Annotated in this window: 16 protein-coding genes; 3 read left to right on the top strand and 13 right to left on the bottom strand. The window is 35.8% G+C overall.

Annotation, left to right across the window (positions count from 1 at the left end; genetic code table 11):
- From BLU80_RS14000 to BLU80_RS13960, 9 genes are all read right to left on the bottom strand, one after another.
- Positions 1-262: transposase (locus tag BLU80_RS14000; RefSeq protein WP_139188160.1), on the bottom strand; the 262-nt coding region annotated here is incomplete at its 3' end.
- Between the two features lie 643 nt (positions 263-905).
- On the bottom strand, positions 906-1,958 hold the full coding sequence (locus BLU80_RS13995) for a hypothetical protein (RefSeq protein ID WP_091399689.1): 1,053 nt from the start codon (positions 1,956-1,958) through the stop codon (positions 906-908).
- 151 nt (positions 1,959-2,109) lie between these two features.
- Positions 2,110-3,393, bottom strand: a complete 1,284-nt coding sequence (locus BLU80_RS13990; protein ID WP_091399687.1) for a PIN domain-containing protein — start codon at positions 3,391-3,393, stop codon at positions 2,110-2,112.
- Positions 3,394-3,491: 98 nt separating this feature from the next.
- A complete protein-coding gene (locus BLU80_RS13985; RefSeq protein ID WP_091399685.1) occupies positions 3,492-6,671 on the bottom strand; it encodes a P-loop NTPase fold protein in 3,180 nt (1,059 codons plus the stop codon).
- Between the two features lie 234 nt (positions 6,672-6,905).
- Complete coding sequence (locus BLU80_RS13980; RefSeq protein ID WP_091399683.1) at positions 6,906-10,055, bottom strand: type I restriction endonuclease subunit R; 3,150 nt, start codon at positions 10,053-10,055, stop codon at positions 6,906-6,908.
- A gap of 1 nt (position 10,056) precedes the next feature.
- A complete protein-coding gene (locus BLU80_RS13975; RefSeq protein ID WP_091399681.1) occupies positions 10,057-11,271 on the bottom strand; it encodes a restriction endonuclease subunit S in 1,215 nt (404 codons plus the stop codon).
- Entirely contained in the window at positions 11,264-12,286 is a 1,023-nt protein-coding gene (locus BLU80_RS13970) for a virulence RhuM family protein (protein WP_091399705.1), read from the bottom strand. Before BLU80_RS13970 ends, BLU80_RS13975 begins: the two co-directional genes overlap by 8 nt.
- A gap of 7 nt (positions 12,287-12,293) precedes the next feature.
- Positions 12,294-13,853: a type I restriction-modification system subunit M gene (locus BLU80_RS13965; RefSeq protein WP_091399678.1), complete on the bottom strand. Its 1,560-nt coding sequence runs from the start codon at positions 13,851-13,853 to the stop codon at positions 12,294-12,296.
- 95 nt (positions 13,854-13,948) lie between these two features.
- Entirely contained in the window at positions 13,949-14,875 is a 927-nt protein-coding gene (locus tag BLU80_RS13960) for a restriction endonuclease (RefSeq protein ID WP_091399676.1), read from the bottom strand.
- Positions 14,876-15,237: 362 nt separating this feature from the next.
- Here BLU80_RS13960 and BLU80_RS13955 point away from each other — a divergent pair, with 362 nt between their 5' ends.
- Genes BLU80_RS13955 through BLU80_RS13945 form a run of 3 tightly spaced genes read left to right on the top strand, consistent with a single transcriptional unit; the run spans position 15,238 to position 16,661 of the window.
- Complete coding sequence (locus BLU80_RS13955; protein WP_091399674.1) at positions 15,238-15,804, top strand: hypothetical protein; 567 nt, start codon at positions 15,238-15,240, stop codon at positions 15,802-15,804.
- Between the two features lie 25 nt (positions 15,805-15,829).
- On the top strand, positions 15,830-16,312 hold the full coding sequence (locus BLU80_RS13950) for a hypothetical protein (protein ID WP_091399672.1): 483 nt from the start codon (positions 15,830-15,832) through the stop codon (positions 16,310-16,312).
- Between the two features lie 34 nt (positions 16,313-16,346).
- Positions 16,347-16,661 (top strand): hypothetical protein, encoded by a 315-nt coding sequence (locus BLU80_RS13945; RefSeq protein WP_091399669.1) that lies wholly within the window; start codon positions 16,347-16,349, stop codon positions 16,659-16,661.
- A gap of 143 nt (positions 16,662-16,804) precedes the next feature.
- Here BLU80_RS13945 and BLU80_RS13940 read toward each other — a convergent pair whose 3' ends face one another.
- The 4 genes from BLU80_RS13940 to BLU80_RS13925 are packed head-to-tail and all read right to left on the bottom strand — an operon-like array spanning position 16,805 to position 19,063.
- Positions 16,805-17,113 (bottom strand): hypothetical protein, encoded by a 309-nt coding sequence (locus BLU80_RS13940; RefSeq protein ID WP_091399667.1) that lies wholly within the window; start codon positions 17,111-17,113, stop codon positions 16,805-16,807.
- A 30-nt stretch (positions 17,114-17,143) separates the two neighbouring features.
- A complete protein-coding gene (locus BLU80_RS13935; RefSeq protein WP_091399665.1) occupies positions 17,144-17,701 on the bottom strand; it encodes a hypothetical protein in 558 nt (185 codons plus the stop codon).
- A gap of 17 nt (positions 17,702-17,718) precedes the next feature.
- On the bottom strand, positions 17,719-18,675 hold the full coding sequence (locus BLU80_RS13930; RefSeq protein WP_091399662.1) for a relaxase/mobilization nuclease domain-containing protein: 957 nt from the start codon (positions 18,673-18,675) through the stop codon (positions 17,719-17,721).
- A complete protein-coding gene (locus BLU80_RS13925) occupies positions 18,665-19,063 on the bottom strand; it encodes a plasmid mobilization protein (RefSeq protein ID WP_091399660.1) in 399 nt (132 codons plus the stop codon). The genes BLU80_RS13930 and BLU80_RS13925 overlap by 11 nt, the downstream gene beginning before the upstream one ends.
- Positions 19,064-19,192: the final 129 nt, after the last annotated feature.

The following is a 19,192-nucleotide window of genomic DNA, read 5'->3' as shown; positions in this document are numbered from 1 at the left end:
AATCATTAGCTATTTTAAGTCTTCCTATTTCTGCATATAGATTCTCTTTTAAGGCCTGATCCTCAGACTGATCAGCAGGTGCATCCTTCTCAAAAACGAGACTAGCTTTGGCTAAAAACTCTTTTTTCCACGTGTTTATTTGAGTGGGGTGTATGTCATATTTCTTACTTAGTGTTTCTATAGTCTGTTGCTCTTTAATGGCTTCCAAACAGACCTTGGTTTTGAATTCTGAGGTGAACTTCCTGCGACTTGTTTTACTCATTTTTGAAAGGTTTTACGTTATAAAGTTATATCTTATTAACCTGTCCAAAAAATGGGGTCCATTATAAAGAACAACTTTCGGTATAAAGGTCACCGTCAGTCGCATTCGGCAATACAAAAATAATGCACAATTAAATCAAATTATTAACTTCGTAAAAATTGTCCGATTTAAAGGGGGCCTAACCAGGCAAACTAAATGGGAAAGCGACAGTTTTATTCCAACACGTTGTATTAATTGGTGAAAGTGCAGTAGTTATGCAAGGCATTGCTGACGATAATTTTGAAAAGTATATTGCCGAATTTGAAAAATTATCAAACACAGTGGATAAGAAATAAACAGTCACTAACAAGCGGTTTTGCAGAAGGAGGACATTTTATTAATATACGGCATTATCTGAAATAAAATAAGTCTTGTATTAGCAAATAATTGATAATCAACTATTTGCCAATACAGTAAGTTCAAATATGCTGATAACCAATATATTGCACAGATACTGGTGTAAATTAGATGTAAAAATAATACAAAGAATTTTAGGAGATAAAATATCCTGCCTCATTTAATTAGTACATAGCAGCAAAGCGCAATCCAATCGATGCCGTCTTCTTAGCCTGACTCAAAACCGGTCAGTGGCGGTATTATTTATTCAAATTCTTCCTTCAATAGTCCCAATAAAGTTTATAAGGGATAAAGTTGCAATTGAACAAAGAGAACCATCTCTTTTCGTTGCCGTTCGCTTATGTGTAAGTTCATTAGCAAGTTCTAAAGTAGCACGTGCATATTTTCTCAATGTTTCATTTGAAGAGCCTGCAAGCTCAACTGCTATATAAGCTTCTAACATTCTTTTTACATCCGTTTTGCTAACCTTCGTATCGTCCAAAATACGATGCTTACCCTCAACAAAAACTGATTGAGCCAAAGTGATTATTGTTTCTCTACACAAGAGTCCAATTACCTGAAATTGCTCTTCTTTTTCTGCTTCGCTCTGCCGTTTCCTTATTTCGTTAATTGACCTTTCGAGGCGTTCCCAACCAGTGAGGTCAACTGTAACTGTAACAGTTTCCGCATCTTCAGTATCTTCAAGTATTTTTGTTAACGAAGCATACAGATCTCTAATAAAAGCCCTTCGTTCTCTATAAGTAGAAAAATCTGAACTCCATTTACCGTACCAATCCCATAAGTCGGAGTATTGGTTTGGGTTTTGAAAACCAAGTCTTTGGAGTGCTTTATTGGTTGCATTAAAAGTCTGTTTGTATTGATCGTTAATTTCTTGAATTCTTTGTCCACCGGTTGACACTGAAATCATTGTATTCTTAAGAAAACTAATGTCACGAAGGAGTCCCGCCTTTGTTGTTATTCCAGAAGTTTTTGTCCAATCAATCTTGGGATGAGCTTTAGGAACTAATTGTACCCTTGAAATCTCTTCACCTTCCAAATATCTCGTACCAATCTCGAATGCAGCCAAAAGTTCCGCTTCAATTACCTCAATTCGCTCTCTATTTTTTACAAATGTTTCTACATCAATAATTAAGAAAACTGTGAAGAAATACACTCCACCATTCCAATTGTCATAACCTGCCTTTTCAAAGACTATTTCAGAGTTATTAAATAATTGGTATAATTCAATATTTCCATCTGCCTTTAACAATAAGCCGGTCGTGTAGATAACTTTTCTTATTTCTTCAGGGTTTTCTAACATATACGTATCTTCATATTACTATTAACGGTTCGTGGCGATACATTAGGTGTTTATTCTAAATAATCTATTGGTACAAAATACTTATAGCTTCCGCCATCTATTAAAAGAAAAAAATACCCACTATGTAAATACTCATTGTCAGTAGCAGATTTTATAATTGTTCAAAATTCCCATCATCAGAAATTGTTCCAGCAATTATCGAAATAAATTCATTTTTGTATTTATCAGAGAACCGATCAAAATATTTATTTACAGAATCAATTGCATCTCTATCAGGAACAACTATTACGAATTTGAAAATATCGCATTTCCCTTCCTTAATTTCATAGTAAGCTCGCATATACCGTTCCTGAAATCTATGTAAAGAAATAATGTTTCTTCCACCCCTTAAGGTCATAACATCAACACCCTCAATTTTTTCAGAGTCCTTAATTAAAAAATCAGGAAACCCATTATTTACAACTATTTCTTTTTTTGATTCCGTCTCTTGCAGCCATTTATAAACTAATTCTACTGCTTTAAGGCTGAAGTTTCTATATTCAGAAAAGCCAATGTTAACATTTCTCTCCGTAAACTCTACTTCTTTTACAGCCTTTTCATCTGCACCTAATTCCGTCAAAAGCTGAGACAATTTTATTATATGAAATGATTTACCATTTGTAGCATGTTTGAATTCAATAACTAACTCAAATCTTGGATAGAGAGATTGGCTTTCACTTCTATAAAACCAGTCATTTTTTTCATCTCCAGAAATAAATATTACGTCCTTTTTTTGTTCCTTAGCAACTTCCAAAATTGTAAGCCAAATCAATAAATCTCCTACTCCAAAATCCCCTTTAGATTTATCATTAAACCCAGGCGGGATACTAAACTTATTTCGCCTTTCAAGTTCTTTAATGATTGTATCTTGATCAATGTCAAATTCATATATAATATCTTCACTAAACAACCTATTATAAACAGAACTAACAGGATCATTCCATCTCCAATCTTTAATCTGGCTTAAAATTTCTTCAATTTTTATTGAATACTTTTTTTGTAATATTCGAATCTCGTTTTCTAATTCAACAGCTTCTTTATATTCTCGAAGGGTTTCTAAAAGTGGATACTGGCCAGTTGAAAGGTTTTTAATTTTACCTTTTATTATGTTCAACTGTTGAAATAATGTTTTAATTTTTTCGGGGCGATTCTTTGCAAACTCTCTTGCCACTTGCCCCGGGATAATTAATTGTTTCGTTTTGATTAATTTAGAGTAGGCCTTTTCAATCTCCTCAAATCCAAAAGAACTTGTAGTATATGGAATAAGAAGTGCATTCGTATCTACTATGAATAAACAATCACCAATAATTTCGTTGATTGGCTTAATGTCAATCTTAAATACATCAGCTGCTTTTGGGTAAAGTGTCTGATTTATAAAAATTTGTTCTTTATCCATTTATTTTAGTTTTTTAAGATTGCAGCGGCCAGGAATTCGGGAAATTAAAAGAATCAGTCTCAACATATAGCTAGTCGCCAGCTTTTAACTTTAGCTAACTATGCCTCTGGTTTATCTTTTGCCTTTCGTATATTTAAAACTTTAGCTAAACTTTCAAGTTCGGAACTATCTTCACGATTTTCATTTAATAAATTCCTAAATCCTTCTTTATCTAATTGTTGAGCCCCCTTGTATAATATCTTTATATAATCGGAATTCAAAATTAATAGTTGAACAAAATCCGATTCAGTTAAAAAGTCATTCTTTAACATCAACCTGAATAAATTATCTTGGCCGGTCAATAAATCATAATGAAAAAAATAAGGCAAAAGCTTTTTTGCAACTTCCAAATCAAGGAAAATTCTCGATCTTAAGATTGCATCCCGAATATTCTTTAGAAAATTCACAATAGAAATAGACGAATTATTTTTGTTATAAACTTCCAATATATCCCATCGCCCAGATTCAATTTCTGCTCGGGTTTCTAGCTTTTCAATAAACACACTCTCAAAGGCATCTAACGAAGTTTGAGTAAGCATTAAAGGATTTATTAGTTTAAAGTATTTAAAATGTACATCTGTTATGTCTTCAAAAACTACTTCATAACTTTCTTTATCAAAATTAACAAAATTCTCATTAAACACCTCTAAAAAGTCACTGGTAATTCTTAATTCAGAATTCTCCAAACAGTCTGTAACAAAGTCATCACTTAACTTATCAATATTCAGTTTAGTTTTATCGAATCGCCACTTATTCAACTCACTGAGCAATTTGTAATCCTCGATACCCAAACAAGTCTTTATTTCATCATAATTTTCAATCAAAGTTAAAATATTTGCCTTCTTATCTAAGCTAGATTTTGGAAACATGCTAAAAATAATTTCTTTAAACAATAACGAATCTTTAAAATAACTTGATTTCAGCAATAATTCTCCATAAGTGACGTACTGTAAAATTATGTTGGAAATTTCTTCTGCTTTATTTTTATCATCAGTATTTAAAACATTTTTAAATTGGCTCTGATAGGACGATTGAAACTTTTCGGCCCTTGCGATCCTGATCGCAATCAATTCATTGATAATTGGCAAATCTGAATTTACTCCGTTCATATAAAGGGAGTAGACTTTAGAATCATCTAATAAATCCTTTAAACCTTCACTTTTTAGGGCAGTTTCCTTAATTTTCATGAAAGTATCATTTGCAGATTGTATATTATTTTGATCTATAAAAGTAACAAGACTATTCTTTAATTGTTCTTTGTATTCTTTAAAATCATAATCTACAAAAGGAATCAAACCGGTATTTACAAGAGACAAAATGTCTTTAATATTCAATTGAGAAAGGTGAAGATCCAATGAAGTATAATTTGTCGAAAGTTTATATTTAGCATATTTAACACCTTTGTACTCAATTAATCTAAGGTAATTGTCAGCCGTAACATTACGTTCTATCAAACAGTTTGACAATCTTTCGTCAGATAATTCAATAGCTAAACCATCAATTAAATCGCTATAATTTTCAATATTAGAATCATCAATTAACATAAAATAACCGTCTAATAAATTTCTCAAATATCTATTGTCAGAAATATTTTTAATCAAAGTTACTTGCCATTTATCAATTTCTAGCTTACTTACCTCATTATCAGATTGAAGAACCTTATCGTAAAACAAACTCCAGGCTTGATTTACATATTGCGAGGATACTTTTGAATTTCCATTTAAAGTTGATAAAGCAATAATTGGATTGTCAAATACCTCAATCTCTGATATTGCTGAAACAAAAATGGAATCGACAAAATCAGAAGCGCAAATCGAATTAAATTGTTCAGTATCATTCTTTACGAGCGAGTCCTTTAATTCTTGCCGGTAGATTAACTCAATAGCATTTTCAACATCAATATGATAAACAATTGCAGTTAATTGTTTTGCATAATTAGCGTCATTACCATAAAGTGATGCTAACCCACCCAGTATGTCTTTAGAAGATGTAATAGCCTTCAATGGATCCTTTAGAATTTCATTTTTTCTAATTACAAAAATTGCTATATACCTCTCTTTGAAATTATCATCTATCAGCTTTATGGTTAGAATTTCGTTTATAAATGAAATAATTTCCCTTGGTGTTATTCTGCGGCCAAGAAACTCATAAATCTGAACAACTAACCTAAATTCAAATTCATCAAAATTAACAAAGGCCATTTCCCATTGTTCTCTGAAAAACTTTTTCCAATTTGACATAATTGGTAAAGTAATTCTAAAAACGATATCAAATGTTTTATTTATATAATCATCTCCAAATTTATTGTCAACCCCATTGAGTTCGCTAAACGCATTTTGAACGTGTTCTCTATCAAAAGGAATGATAACTTTAATATTGGAATATCCTTTCTCTGCAAAGAAAATATGTATTGATGACCAAATATTTAAAATATGTTTCTTGGGCAGTCTATCAAAGTTATCAAACACAATTACAATTTTTTTGTTCAAGTCCTTATCTATATCTTCCATCCAATTCTGAAAGTCCCTTACAGATGGCTGATTCTCAGAAATGGTTTCAAGCTTCGTTTCCCTCTTTTGCTTATTCGTATAAACCTGAAATGTCTCTTCAGCTGATAATGTAAATGATTTCCAAAAACCGATTTTTCTCCAGCTTTTAATTAGATTCCAAAGGTAAATACCAATAACAATAAAAATTGGGAACGTCACTAAAACCAGTTTCCAGAACCAGGATTCTATTTCAAAGAAATCTGACATTGAGTCTTTGAAAACATTCACAGTTGGAATGTAAATTATTGATAATAGGCTAAAAATAAAACCTACACTCAGATAGGGTTGGTTAACAGTTGTTATTTCCTTTGATTTTGCTAATAAAACTTTTAATTTATCATCCCAAATCTTCTTATCTACCTTTTTTAATAAATTGTTTTCATTTTTAATAAATTCAGTAAGCTCTACTAAAATTGCTTTCCTTTGTTCATCTTCTTGATGCCCCCAGACGTCATAGACAAAGAATTTATGTGTATTCTCAAGTTTTTTCTCCAATAATCTAATCAAATTACTTTTCCCAGCCCCCCACTCTCCATCAATCCCAATAATCTTAAATTCCGGCTCATTTATAATATTCTCCTTTATTACAACCGCAATTCTATCTTGTGACTTGTTTTCAAATAAATCATCCCCTAATGGCTGATTAGTAAGAAACTTATACAATTCCTTACTAGTAAAATTACCTTTCATAATTCTGGTTTTATAGTTTCAAATTTCACCCGACCTCATACACCTTAACAACAAAAACATTTATGCAGGCCCCTGTCTCTGTTCCGTCCTTTGAATTACTAGCACAGAAATTCTATTAAAAACTCAATTTTAAAATAATACTTAATGAATTATCCCTCTTGACAGTATCAAAAGAGCTATTATTTCATTTCATGAGCGACCGATTCAACAGTTATCCTTGTAAATAGTTAATTTTCAAATCAAATTAATATATCTCTCAAAGTAAGATCTCAGTTTTTCAAAAACAGTTTCCTTCTTTTTTGTCAGATCTCCAGTCGGAGAGAACCTCGAAACAGGTGGCAAAACCTTTGAAAAAGAAATTCCAGAGGCCTGAATCTCCCCATTTTTAAAGGAATTCTCTATAAAGGATCTGGTTTCATCCCCTTTCAAATTTTCATCCGAAATAATTTCTTCTAATTCAACCTCCTTCCGCTCTCTTACAAAATTTGGCCATTCATCGTCAATATCCGTAGAAGGCGTAAGCGAATGCACAAATTTCTCAATCAGTTCCTTCTTATTTCTTAGATCAACACTGGAGTCAATAGCTTTTTGAATATTAACTATAACCTCCTTATCCTTACAATGACCAGCATGATATTTACGAATCAACATTAAAATATAATCAATATTGATTTCAACCTGCTTTATAAGCTCCATCTCAAATACAATATCATCATTTACATTCTCACGATCACCCTTCCCTCCCGGACGAAATTCATTGTAAAGATCAATGTAAATAGCTCTGTAATCCTGAAAATCCCGATCTGACAAAATTTCATTGCCAGCAAATTGATCAAAGGATCTCAATATATTCCAGACTTTCAATATTGTGCCAAATAGGCGAATAAATTCCTTCTTAGCGCCCTCACCTAGAATCCTTTCACCTAATGGAAACTTATCCAATAGTTCATGCACCAGGTCGTAATAACCAGGAATTTGTCTCCCTTCACCATCATACCCATGATAATACTCTTCATAGGTCTTAAGTAAGACAATACCTCTCGCATCTTTATCGCCAAATAGGGCCAAGCTTTGATTGGTCGGCTCCTCCAAATTTCGAAAACAGACTATATTGCCATAAGTTTTAATCGAATTTAATATCCTGTTAGTCCTGGAATAGGCTTGCAATAAACCATGCATACGCAGATTCTTATCTACCCAAAGCGTATTTAATGTAGTTGCATCAAATCCGGTCAAGAACATATTCACCACAATAAGAAGGTCTATTTCTCTATTTTTCATTCTCAGAGAGACATCCTTATAATAATTCTGGAATTTATCAGCGGAAGTGTCATAATTAGTCTTGAAGATGGAATTATAATCCAATATTGCCAGATCAAGGAAATCTCGATCACTCGCCGACAAACCTTCTGTAGATTCAGAGTTTTCATCTTCCAACCCGTCATCAACCTCACCATTTTGTTCAAAACTAAAAATCGTGGCTACCTTAAGGCGCCTAAGGTCCGGTAGATCCTTCTGTTGTCGCTTGAATTCAAGATAATATGCTTTTGCAGCTTCTATTGATGTAACGGCGAATATGGAATTAAAACCACTTAATCTTATATTCTTTTTTGCCTCCTCAATCTTATTCCTGTCACGAGCCGAAGCAACTTCATATACATTTGCCAAAGTGGTCATCATATACGGCTTGGAGTTTCGGCTTGTCTTTTGATCAAAATGTTCCAATATATACTTGACCGTATTACCAACTCTAACAGGAGAAAGAAGAGCCCTTTCTCTGTCAATATCACGAACTTGTTGCTCCTTAATATCATCTTTCTCCCTCATTGTGCTGATATAGTCAACCCTGAATGGCAAAACATTCTTATCAGCAATGGCGTCAATAATAGTATAAGTATGGATTGCGGTTTGATGGATTTCATCTGTGCAATCCTTTGGATCCCCATGCAAATTGCAACCAAAAGCCTGAGCGGTAGTTTTAAGGTGGGCTTTCCCCCCACTACTCGCATTCACCGCAAAAATTGGTGTACCTGTAAACCCGAAAAGATAATATTTTTTGAAAGTCTTGGTGATCGCTTCGTGCATATCGCCAAATTGCGAACGATGGCATTCATCAAATATAAAAACAATTGGTTTGGTGTAAGAACCATGATTCTTTTGCTTTTTTATGAGATTTGAAAGTTTTTGGATAGTTGTAATTATAATCTTGGCATTCGGATCATCCAATTGCCTTTTTAGAATTGCCGTACTTGTATTACTATTGGCAGCCCCTTTTTCAAATTTATCATATTCTTTCATGGTTTGATAATCCAAGTCCTTCCTATCTACGACAAACATGACTTTATCAATATAATCCAACCTACTGGCTAACTGGGCAGTTTTAAAGGACGTCAATGTTTTTCCACTTCCTGTTGTATGCCATACATACCCTCCCGCCTTGATACTGCCATAAAGTTTATAATTATGTGCAACTTTTATTTTACTGAGTATCCTCTCCGTGGCTACAATCTGATAAGGCCGCATCACCAGTAATAATTCATCAGAAGTGAAAACACAATATCTCGTAAGAACATTTAAGATGGAATGCTTGGCAAAAAATGTTTTACCAAAATCCATCAAATCCAATATTGGTTTATTGTTCCCGTCTGCCCACCAGCTTGTAAATTCAAAGCTGTTGCTTGTTTTGCTTTTTCGGCCGCCACTAATATTGCCACGCTCTTTTACATGGGTGAATCGTGTAGTATTGCTATAATATTTGGAAAGAGTCCCGTTTGAAATGACAAATATTTGGATAAACTCAAATAAGCCGCTGTCTGCCCAGAAGGATTCCCGATTGTACCGATCAATTTGATTAAAAGCCTCTTTAAGATTGACTCCACGCTTTTTAAGCTCAACATGAACTAAAGGCAACCCATTTACTAATATCGTAATATCATACCGGTTGGCACGTTTTCCCTCATGGGTTTCGTATTGGTTGATAACCTGCAACTGGTTATTATGAATATTCTTTTTATCAATCAAATATATATTACGAAGTTGACCATCTTCACATTCAATTGACTGAATATAGTCTTCTTGGATTAATTTTGTTTTCTCTTTAATACCACTATTAGAATTTGCAATTGTGTTAGCAAAAAATGACTTCCATTCACTATCCTTGAACCCATAATTGTTCAACCTTTCTAATTGTACCCTCAGATTATTTACCAGATCCTTATCCGTTGTGATTTTAATTGCTGAATAAGCCTGATTTTCCAGAAGCTGAATGAATTCTCTCTCTAACTCAGCTTCAGACTGATAGCTAACCTCTCGTTTATATTCAGATCTGTATTCAGCTACTACAGTAGATTCGGTATTTTCGGATATGAGTTTATATTCTTTCATATCAAGAAACAGGTGTAAAGTTTAACAATTGACCTCTATAATATTCATATTGTTGCCTTCTGGCTTGTATTTCAGCAGGTAAGCCATCTGAAATACCATTAACCAAAGAATCAAATTTGTCTAAGATGCCAACAATTCGCTCTTGTTCTTCGAGGGTCGGTATCGGAATTGGGAAAGATTTAATGATACTAGAATTTAAATCATTTCTAGCTCCCTGACCCAAAGATTGTAATTGCATGTACTTGCAACTAACCCAATGAAAAACATATCTATAAAGTGCTATTTTAGGATCAATTTCAAGATTACAACAGTGCTGGTTTGTTGTTAGAGGTATTTTATTAATCGCAGAACGAGCAGCCGTTGCACCTGATATTGCGATAATTACACAATTCTCCGGAATCCATTTTGCAGAAGACTCCTTTAATGCGAGCTCTGAAATTTTAATTTCGGTCTCGAGAATATCATTAAATCGAACTTCTTGTGTTCTTAACCAAGGTATTTCACCATCATAATATTGTTTATTTGTAGAAAGCGGTGTACCGCCAGAAGAAACTTTTAGACAAACCTCGCCCAACGTTTTCCACTCTACATCCTTCCCTTCAAATGAAAGGAGTTGATTTCTGTAATACTCATATTGGCGCGTTCGCGCCTCCAGCTCCGCCTCCAGCTCCGCCTCCAGCGTAGTAAAGCTGTCCAGAATTTTTACAATTTCTTCCTGGATTGGTAGAGGGGGGACGGGGGTTTCCAAAGTTTTAATAATATCAGCATTTAAATTACTTACTGAGCCACTGTTAATCTTACTATCCCAATAAGACTTAACAAAACTGGATGTTAGATAATGGTATAAAAAATCAGTATTTAAATTATTTTCAAAATTGCTAATTGAAGCCCATCCATCATGAATTGCACCAGCGATACCCAGTATATATGGGCGCCCATAACTCATTGAATTAGAAATAATTAAATCTCCCTTCTTTAAGATCCTCGATTTCTTGGCCCCTTCTGTTGTTATTTTTTGAGCAGTATTTATTACATATTTTGATCCAGCTTTAGTATCACCAATTTTTATCCAAGGTACAGCATTTTCATCATTAGTAATATAATCTTGAATAGGCCTTGGTGATGCTCCGCGTTGAATTGTCGCAATTTGACCTAACGCTTTAAACTCCACCCCATTCGGACAGTACTTCGCAATTAATCTATCGATCTTACTCATTCCTTCCTCCTTTTTGCTTTAGTTTTTTAATTTCTCTATCAAAATCAGAAACTATTTTTTGGTTTTTATTAAACAAATCGTACTCTTTCTCGGCCTTCGCAACAGCTTGCTTATGTGACTTTGTGCCTTTCCCTTCTAAAACCTTGAATTCATTAAAATTCAAAAATTTATCAACACTGCGCGCCAATCCCTCCATGGTAAAAACATTTTCTTGTTCAATCAAATTCTCTATATAATCAAAATAAGAAGTCACCGTTCGTTCCAGCCGTTTAATTTCCTTTTCTTGTAAATAATTTTTTGCAATAGTTGTATCTAACTTCAAGATACGCCCGTCAGGTGCATTTTTCCAAGTAGTTAAGCCCATATGATCTTTTCGGGCATCAGCATTCTTATAAATGATTTCGGCCGCAGTATAGCCTGTTATTGCATAATGGAACTTATTCTGGACCATAGCATAAAAATTCTTGGTAATTTCTGATTGTGGATTATAATCTATACTGCACTCTGCAAAAATATCTGTAATCTGTTGATAGATACGGCGTTCACTTGTACGAATTGAACGTACAACCTCTAATAACTCCCGAAAATAGTCCTTTCCAAATACAGTCTTACCCTGTTTTAATCGCTCATCATCCACAACAAAACCTTTGATAATCAACTCCTTAAGAGCATTAGTTGCCCAGATACGAAATTGTGTGGCTTTTGATGAATTGACCCTATAACCTACAGAAATGATGGCATCAAGGTTGTAAAATTTGGCACCTTTTGTTTGTGTTTTGTCAGCAATGGCACCATGTTGAGTGGTTTGTTCCATAATGGAACTAACCACTTTCTCCTCTAATTCCCCTTCCGCGAAAATATTTAAGAGATGTTTAGTAATTGCAGGGCGTTGAACATCAAATAGCTCCGCCATCGCCTTTTGTGTAAGCCAAATAGTCTCGTCTTTTACTACCACATTTATTTTCGAATTAAACTGTGGTGTATTATATATCAAAAATTGTAATTCCTTATTCATTAATTTACTATTTATTACCTTCCAAATCTTTAACAATCCCATCTATTGCGGAACGTAGCTCTGCCTGCCGCTTTACTATTTGCTTTATACGCTTATTTAATTCGGTAATATCAACTGCAACCTCTGTATTCTCCTGCTCTACATAACTACTGACAGCAATATTATAATCGTTTTTGGCAAGTTCCTCATTAGGAACCAATCTCGCAAAATGAGCGTCATCCTTACGTGCTTTAAACGCAGCTAGGATCTTTTTTCGATTGCCTTCACTCAACTTGTTTTTATTACCTCCACGAACAAATTCGGCAGAAGCATCAATAAACAAAGTGGCATTATCCTTCTTGCTTTTCTTAAGAACAATGATACAGGTAGCAATCGTAGTTCCAAAGAATAGATCAGAGGGCAACTGAATCACCGTATCCACATAATTATTATCAATTAAATATTTCCGGATTTTCATCTCAGCGCCACCACGATACAGTACTCCAGGGAACTCAACTATGGCAGCAGTACCAGAAGTAGCTAGCCACGAAAGCATATGCATCGTAAATGCCAGGTCAGCTTTTGATTTGGGCGCCAGCACCCCAGCAGGTGAAAATCTAGGATCATTGATTAATAGTGGATTAGCATCACCTTCCCATTTTATAGAATATGGCGGATTAGAAACGATTGCATCAAAAGGCTCTTCATCCCAATGCATAGGATTCAACAGAGTATCTCCATGCGCTATACTAAACTTTTCAAAATTAATATCGTGCAAAAACATATTGATTCTGCAAAGATTATAGGTTGTAATATTCGACTCCTGGCCAAAAAAACCCTGGCGAACATTTTCCTTGCCCAATACCTTTGCATATTTCAATAGCAAAGAGCCAGAACCACAAGCAGGGTCATATACTTTATTAACCGATTTTTTACCAACAACAGTTATTTCCGCTAATAGTTCTGATACTTCTTGAGGGGTAAAAAACTCACCACCGGATTTACCCGCATTGCTCGCATACATGGTCATCAGATATTCATAGGCATCCCCAAACGCATCAATCGTATTGTCCTGGAAGTTGCCGAGCTTTAGTCCCCCGATTGCCTTCAGTATTTTGGCCAGCTTTCTATTTCTTGCTTCTACCGTACCACCCAGCTTATTACTGTTGACATCCACATCATCAAATAACCCCTTCAAATCATCCTCACTATCCGTTCCACTTGCTGAGGATTCAATAGACTTAAAGATCCTATGCAAATCAACATTAAGATCTGGGTTATTCTCCGCATTCTTCTGGACATTTGTAAACAACTCTGAAGGGAGTATATAAAATCCTTTTTCTAAAACCGTATCCCTGCGGCCAAATTCAGCCTCTTTATCAGTTAAATTCGCATAGTCAAAGTTTTTAGCGCCCGTTTCCCATTCTGCTTTATTAATGTGAGTCGTTAAGTTTTCAGAAATAAACCGGTAAAACAAAATTCCCAAGACATAAGCTTTAAAATCCCATCCATCTACGCTACCTCTTAAATCATTTGCTATTTGCCAAATAGCCCGATGTAACTCATCCCTTTCTTTCTCTCTACTCATTTATTTTTATTTTCTTGATTTTCAATTAATTATCATAAAACCCAAGTAATAAACTCAACCCTGTCAAAACGACAAAAACAACCAGCACCACCACTCTATTCTGCTTCAAAATAATCCAAATCTATCTTTTTAATCTCATATTTCTGCTGAACAGTGCAGCCAACATTATAATCAATCATTAATTGAGTCAACTGTACACCGTCGATTAATACGATTTTGGTTTCATTTCTCGGAACATAAGACAGAGCGTCTTTGGTAAAACTTGAAGTTGTAATAAAAATGCCCTTTTTGGCACCCTGACCCGCCAGCGCACCTACGAACTTTTGGATTTCCGGACGGCCAACCGTTGTGCCAGGTTTCCAGCGTTTAGCCTGAATGTAAATTGTATCTAGGCCTAATTTATCCTCCTTTATGGTTCCATCTATTCCTTCATCACCTGTTTTACCAATTGCCTGCCCGGCATCTCTAAATGATCCTCCGTACCCCATATTGACAAGTAGGTCTACTACTAATCGTTCGAAGAATAGCGCACTTTGTTCAAAAACCTTATTTAAAATCTCCTCATTTAGTTCATTATTTATCTCCAAATAGGCCTGAGATAGTCTCTCCTCAGGCGTATCAAGATCACTCTTACCAACCACTTGGCTCAGATCAACAGGACCTTCGTCCTTGGGATTACGGTCACGATTATATAGTTCCAGGTAAGCTGGTATCGTTTTTAAATAATTAACATCAATTTCAGCTAAATTATCCAACAAAACCGTTTCTCCTTGATCAGTAATTTGAACGTAACCCCTTCTTGGCGCACTGATTAGTCCCGCTCTTTTTAAATGCAACCTGCACCATCCCACCCGATTATCAAAAACAGGATGGCCGCCATTGGGGTATCTTTCTAATAGTTCCTTATCGGTTAGGTTAAATTGCCGACCCAGGGATTCAATAATTGACCTAAAACTGAATTCACGGCCATTAGCAATGGTCTTTAGGAAAGGAAGCATTAGTTTTTGGTAATTAGGAATCATATTAGAAGTTACATTAATAAATGTTATACTATGTATTGCTAAAGTATAAAAAATTGATTAATAAATTTAGATTTTATTTTCCCTTAAACGCATTATTCTTACTTTTACAATATGGACAGTTAAAAATTGTCCATAACATATTGAACGTTAAGCGTTCGCTTAAGATTCTCGTAGAAGAAAACTGGTAATTTTTAGACAAACGGGAGAATAAGTGAAACGCTCACGCCGATACTGGCGCGGGCTTTCATATTCGTTTGTCGGGTATACCAGTACCTCTTCTACGGATTTTGAAACCTGCGCCTTTTTCATATCCGCAAGTTTCATCTACACATATTATTTTATTAACTAATAATGACTAAAAGATGAAAAACCACAAAAACCTTTTGCTTACTGCCGTTATGTTTGGTTTAGTATCAACCGCATTCAGCCAGACCCTGGAAAACAAAGATACCTTTACCATGGATACCCTTACGATCCATGTCGGTGATGATCTAACAATAGGCAAGCCATCAACCTTTGATTTTGTAAATGTCGTCGAAAGCAAACACGGTCTTGGAATTGGCAATATTGCAAATGCAGCTGGAGCTCTGGGATCCACTGTTGGCCTTCTGGGAGCAGAAACTGGCCATTTGGGAACGGCTATGACAGGCATAAAGGTGATGAATGCTGCTAATACAGCCGCCTCTGTTGGCTGGACGGCTGATGCTATTGCAGCCCTAAACGTTTCCAACCAGGCCAAGAAAATAATCGGCAAAAAGTTTCGAGTACTGAGGTTTAAAAAGGAAGGAAATCAGCGCAGAGGTGAGCACATCTATGCGATATTAGCAGGGGAAGGCAAGACTAATTATAAAGCGGAGCTGGCACCAGCCATCAAATCACATGAAATAATTGCAATTAATACGCAGATATTCAATACATTAGAACATTAATAGTCAAACCCCAAAAGCTCACATCATGAAAAAAACCAAACAATTTCTGGCTTTCATCTTGGCCTCTTCTCTCATTTTAGCTTCCTGTAGTAAAGACAGCCCAAAGGACAATTCTACTAAAGCCGGTAAATTCAAAATGGTCATTACAACTTCAGAACCCATTGACCCAGAGCTAAGCATAGTCTCCTTTACCTTTGCGGCAGTAAAGTCTAATTTCCCCGTTAAATGCGAGGCCAACTTCGCAAAACCTGATGATGACAATGCAGCCATCGATGAAGATACCTTGGCAACCTATGGCACTCCCATTACTGTCACTTCAGTCAGTCCCGTCGATAATGTCCAGGTAACAGTTGGTTATGGAGGAATTCAGCAACCAGCACCATTAAAATTGCACATGGAGGTATACTATGGCGATAAGATGCTTGATGAAAAGAATCTATCTCTCACCACTGAAATCCAAGCTGTTAGCTATACTTTCAAGGCCAATGGCGAGTCGATCACCTATTAATTAATAAAAAATTTCAATATTAAAACCTTTTATTATGGAAGAAAAATTCAAAGAAGTAAAATCCATTACTGACCAAAAATATATTCTTGAAACCAATCCCGCCGTAGAAGAAGAGTACTATGAAATGTCCTGGACTGGCCGACAAATATATAAATTAATGCAAGAACAGCAGCCAGAGCGATTTGCCGAAATGCAACAGTCAAAAACACTAATTCCCTTCATTGAAAAGCACGCCCACCAGTGGTTTCTAAATATGGAAGACCACATCCAGAAAAATGGACTGGCATACCGCCATGAAGCAGAAGAACTGGAATGGAATAACCTTATTGAGGCAGTTGGCCTCAAATAATGGTCCAAGAAAATAAAGGGAAAGAAATTCAAGTTATGCGCAAGATTAGCATTCATTTTCATACGATTCAAAGCCAAAACCAACTTGATGCTCTTCCCCTTTCTTTTTGAGCAATATCCTGCTGCCTATTTTAAGGGAAATAGTTAGAAGTACCGTTTACAATAAACAACAACCACCAGAAGCAATGCAGTTATAAATAATAAAAGTAATCCGTGAAGCACTCCCCTTAAATCAGAGTTTGGCTGCCAATTTTGACTTTTATCTAAATTATCATCATAGGAATGAACGGTTTCGAGAGACAAGTCTACCTCATCTTCCCACTGATACTCCATTTGAGTTAATTCAACAATTTGTTCATCCAACTGTTCCAGCTTGTCGATTATCTCCTTTTGTCGTTGGATACTTTCGCGTATCCGGCATCTGACATTTTCAATTACCACTCTATTCGTCATAACATCAATTTTAAATAGGTTAATTATCAATCACTTATTAATTCCTGCACCTTTTAGCTTTACGTTAATTGACTCCAACAATGAATCTACCGCTTTCGGATGTTCGTCCAGATACAAATCCAGTATACTCAGCTGTTGGCCAGTGAGGTTTCGATAGGTTGGCGTTTCTGTTTTCCTGAATTCAATAAAATAGATGGCAAAGCAAAACGTTACACAAATGCAGAAAAATGCAATCCAGGCTACATTTTTCTTGATCCAGGCTGATAGTTGATTAATTTTCAACCCTTTTTTTTGCATATGTAACTGTTTAAAATGCTCCAGAAGATGGCAGTTCTGGGCAAATACTAGATTGAGCGCCTTTTGATTATCCAGTTGAGTTTGCAATTTTTCACCATACCTTTTTAAGGCTTCCTCATTCTTGGATATAGTCAGCTGAATAATTTCTTCCAGCAACTGCCTATTGCTCCCTATTTCAGAGAGCACTGCTGAAAAATCTGGTTCAACACGGGCCGCTTTAACCGCTAACAACATTTCATCTTGTTTAACAACAATATGATTAACAATCACTTCCAATTCCTGTTGATTCATCTATTCAAGTTTTTTAATTAATAAAGTCGCTTTTGCTTACGTTTCTTTTTCTTCCAATATTCCTCATCCTCCTCATCACTTCGCCGTCCAGAGGATGCGGCAGTTGCAATCTGATTGATATCTTGTCCAGCACCTGACAATAGTCCCTCTAAAACACCAAGGCAATTAGTGGCTTCAGATTCCCCCTTGCCCCCTTCTGGCTCATAAACGCTATTGCCAATAACTGTAGGAAGAGCTGAGCTTACTGTTTGCAGCGAGATTTCCTGTTTGGATTTAAGAATTGCCTGTACTTTTCCAAGCGAAAAATTTATACACGGATCACTACCCTTTACCCGAATAGCCCCATCACTATAATTAATACCACGTTGCTTAAAAACATCTATTCCGTGCAGCTTCAATTCCCGGACAAAATCATCATAGTTGTCAGCTTTGGTCAGGCTCTCAATAACTTTAGCCCGAATCGAGGCCTTACGTTGATCAGAACGAACAAATGCCTCCTTCTTGAACGGGTCCGGTAACTGTTTCAGTCCCCATTGCCGTTCTTTCTCCCTGGCGAGTTTGGTCAAAATTCTGTAGGAAAATGGGTCATGCAGAACCTTGTTATGTAACGGACTATGGCGACCTATTGCCAAATGGTAATGATTATGACTTTTCTCCACGTGTTGGACCGCCAAATAAGGATAATGCTCCATTTTTAATGTATTTTCAATATCCTGAATCAATTCATGGGCTTGACTCTCGGTAAGTGCCTCACCTGGGGGTAAAGAAACGATACAGTGAAAGCAAGGGTGCTTCAACTTCGAACCTCCGGCATAGGCGGCGAATCCTGTTGCTAATTCGTCCTTGGTCCCTTCTAAATCCAAATAATTACCTGTTACTATTTTAGCCCGACTATCATCTCCAGAACTCCCTGGTCCCAATAAATACGAAATCAAATTGGAAGGTGACGAGGATCTTAAAATTTTAATCACCATCGGCTGCCTCCTTTTTAAATTCCAGAAAAGCTCCAAGTTGTTTTTTTACGGCAGAAAGCTCCATTTTTAGTTGAAGCAATTCAAAACGATCTGCGAGCGTAATGGCATCCCCTATATTGTGCCTTTTGCTGATCTGATTCAAGTTATTCGCTAGGTTGGCCAACAGTGCCAATAATTTCTTGGCTTCCGTTGGAAGCTCCCGCCTCCAAACCACCACCTTGCATTTGAACAAGGATACTTTAATGAGATCGCTTACACTCAAATTACAGTCCCGAGCCTTCTGTTTAATTAATATCAGCTCAGAGCTATTCACCCTAGACTTGACCCATCTATTTCTTGGCACTGCCACTTTGGGACGCCCTTTCTTTCCCTTTATTTTCTGTTCCATATTTTATCATTACTTCATTTCAAATCTCATAACCAAAATGCTTTAGCATGCCATTATTCCATTAAAGCGACCACGCTTTTACTCCTAGCTATGCAGCGAGTATTAACCATGACGAAGGTTTAGAATTGG

It is taken from the genome of Arachidicoccus rhizosphaerae (genome assembly GCF_900107765.1).
GTDB lineage: Bacteria > Bacteroidota > Bacteroidia > Chitinophagales > Chitinophagaceae > Arachidicoccus > Arachidicoccus rhizosphaerae.
This window is presented reverse-complemented; position numbering and strand designations above follow the sequence as displayed.

Bases quoted from the DNA above. Each gene is read 5' to 3' on its own strand.
- BLU80_RS13940 (WP_091399667.1), bottom strand. From the start codon at position 17,113: ATGACGAATAGAGTGGTAATTGAAAATGTCAGATGCCGGATACGCGAA.
- BLU80_RS13955 (WP_091399674.1), top strand. From the start codon at position 15,238: ATGAAAAACCACAAAAACCTTTTGCTTACTGCCGTTATGTTTGGTTTA.
- BLU80_RS13985 (WP_091399685.1), bottom strand. From the start codon at position 6,671: ATGAAAGGTAATTTTACTAGTAAGGAATTGTATAAGTTTCTTACTAAT.
- BLU80_RS13965 (WP_091399678.1), bottom strand. From the start codon at position 13,853: ATGAGTAGAGAGAAAGAAAGGGATGAGTTACATCGGGCTATTTGGCAA.
- BLU80_RS13925 (WP_091399660.1), bottom strand. From the start codon at position 19,063: ATGGAACAGAAAATAAAGGGAAAGAAAGGGCGTCCCAAAGTGGCAGTG.
- BLU80_RS13995 (WP_091399689.1), bottom strand. From the start codon at position 1,958: ATGTTAGAAAACCCTGAAGAAATAAGAAAAGTTATCTACACGACCGGC.
- BLU80_RS13950 (WP_091399672.1), top strand. From the start codon at position 15,830: ATGAAAAAAACCAAACAATTTCTGGCTTTCATCTTGGCCTCTTCTCTC.
- BLU80_RS13945 (WP_091399669.1), top strand. From the start codon at position 16,347: ATGGAAGAAAAATTCAAAGAAGTAAAATCCATTACTGACCAAAAATAT.
- BLU80_RS13960 (WP_091399676.1), bottom strand. From the start codon at position 14,875: ATGATTCCTAATTACCAAAAACTAATGCTTCCTTTCCTAAAGACCATT.
- BLU80_RS13975 (WP_091399681.1), bottom strand. From the start codon at position 11,271: ATGAGTAAGATCGATAGATTAATTGCGAAGTACTGTCCGAATGGGGTG.
- BLU80_RS13935 (WP_091399665.1), bottom strand. From the start codon at position 17,701: ATGAATCAACAGGAATTGGAAGTGATTGTTAATCATATTGTTGTTAAA.
- BLU80_RS13970 (WP_091399705.1), bottom strand. From the start codon at position 12,286: ATGAATAAGGAATTACAATTTTTGATATATAATACACCACAGTTTAAT.
- BLU80_RS13980 (WP_091399683.1), bottom strand. From the start codon at position 10,055: ATGAAAGAATATAAACTCATATCCGAAAATACCGAATCTACTGTAGTA.
- BLU80_RS13930 (WP_091399662.1), bottom strand. From the start codon at position 18,675: ATGGTGATTAAAATTTTAAGATCCTCGTCACCTTCCAATTTGATTTCG.
- BLU80_RS13990 (WP_091399687.1), bottom strand. From the start codon at position 3,393: ATGGATAAAGAACAAATTTTTATAAATCAGACACTTTACCCAAAAGCA.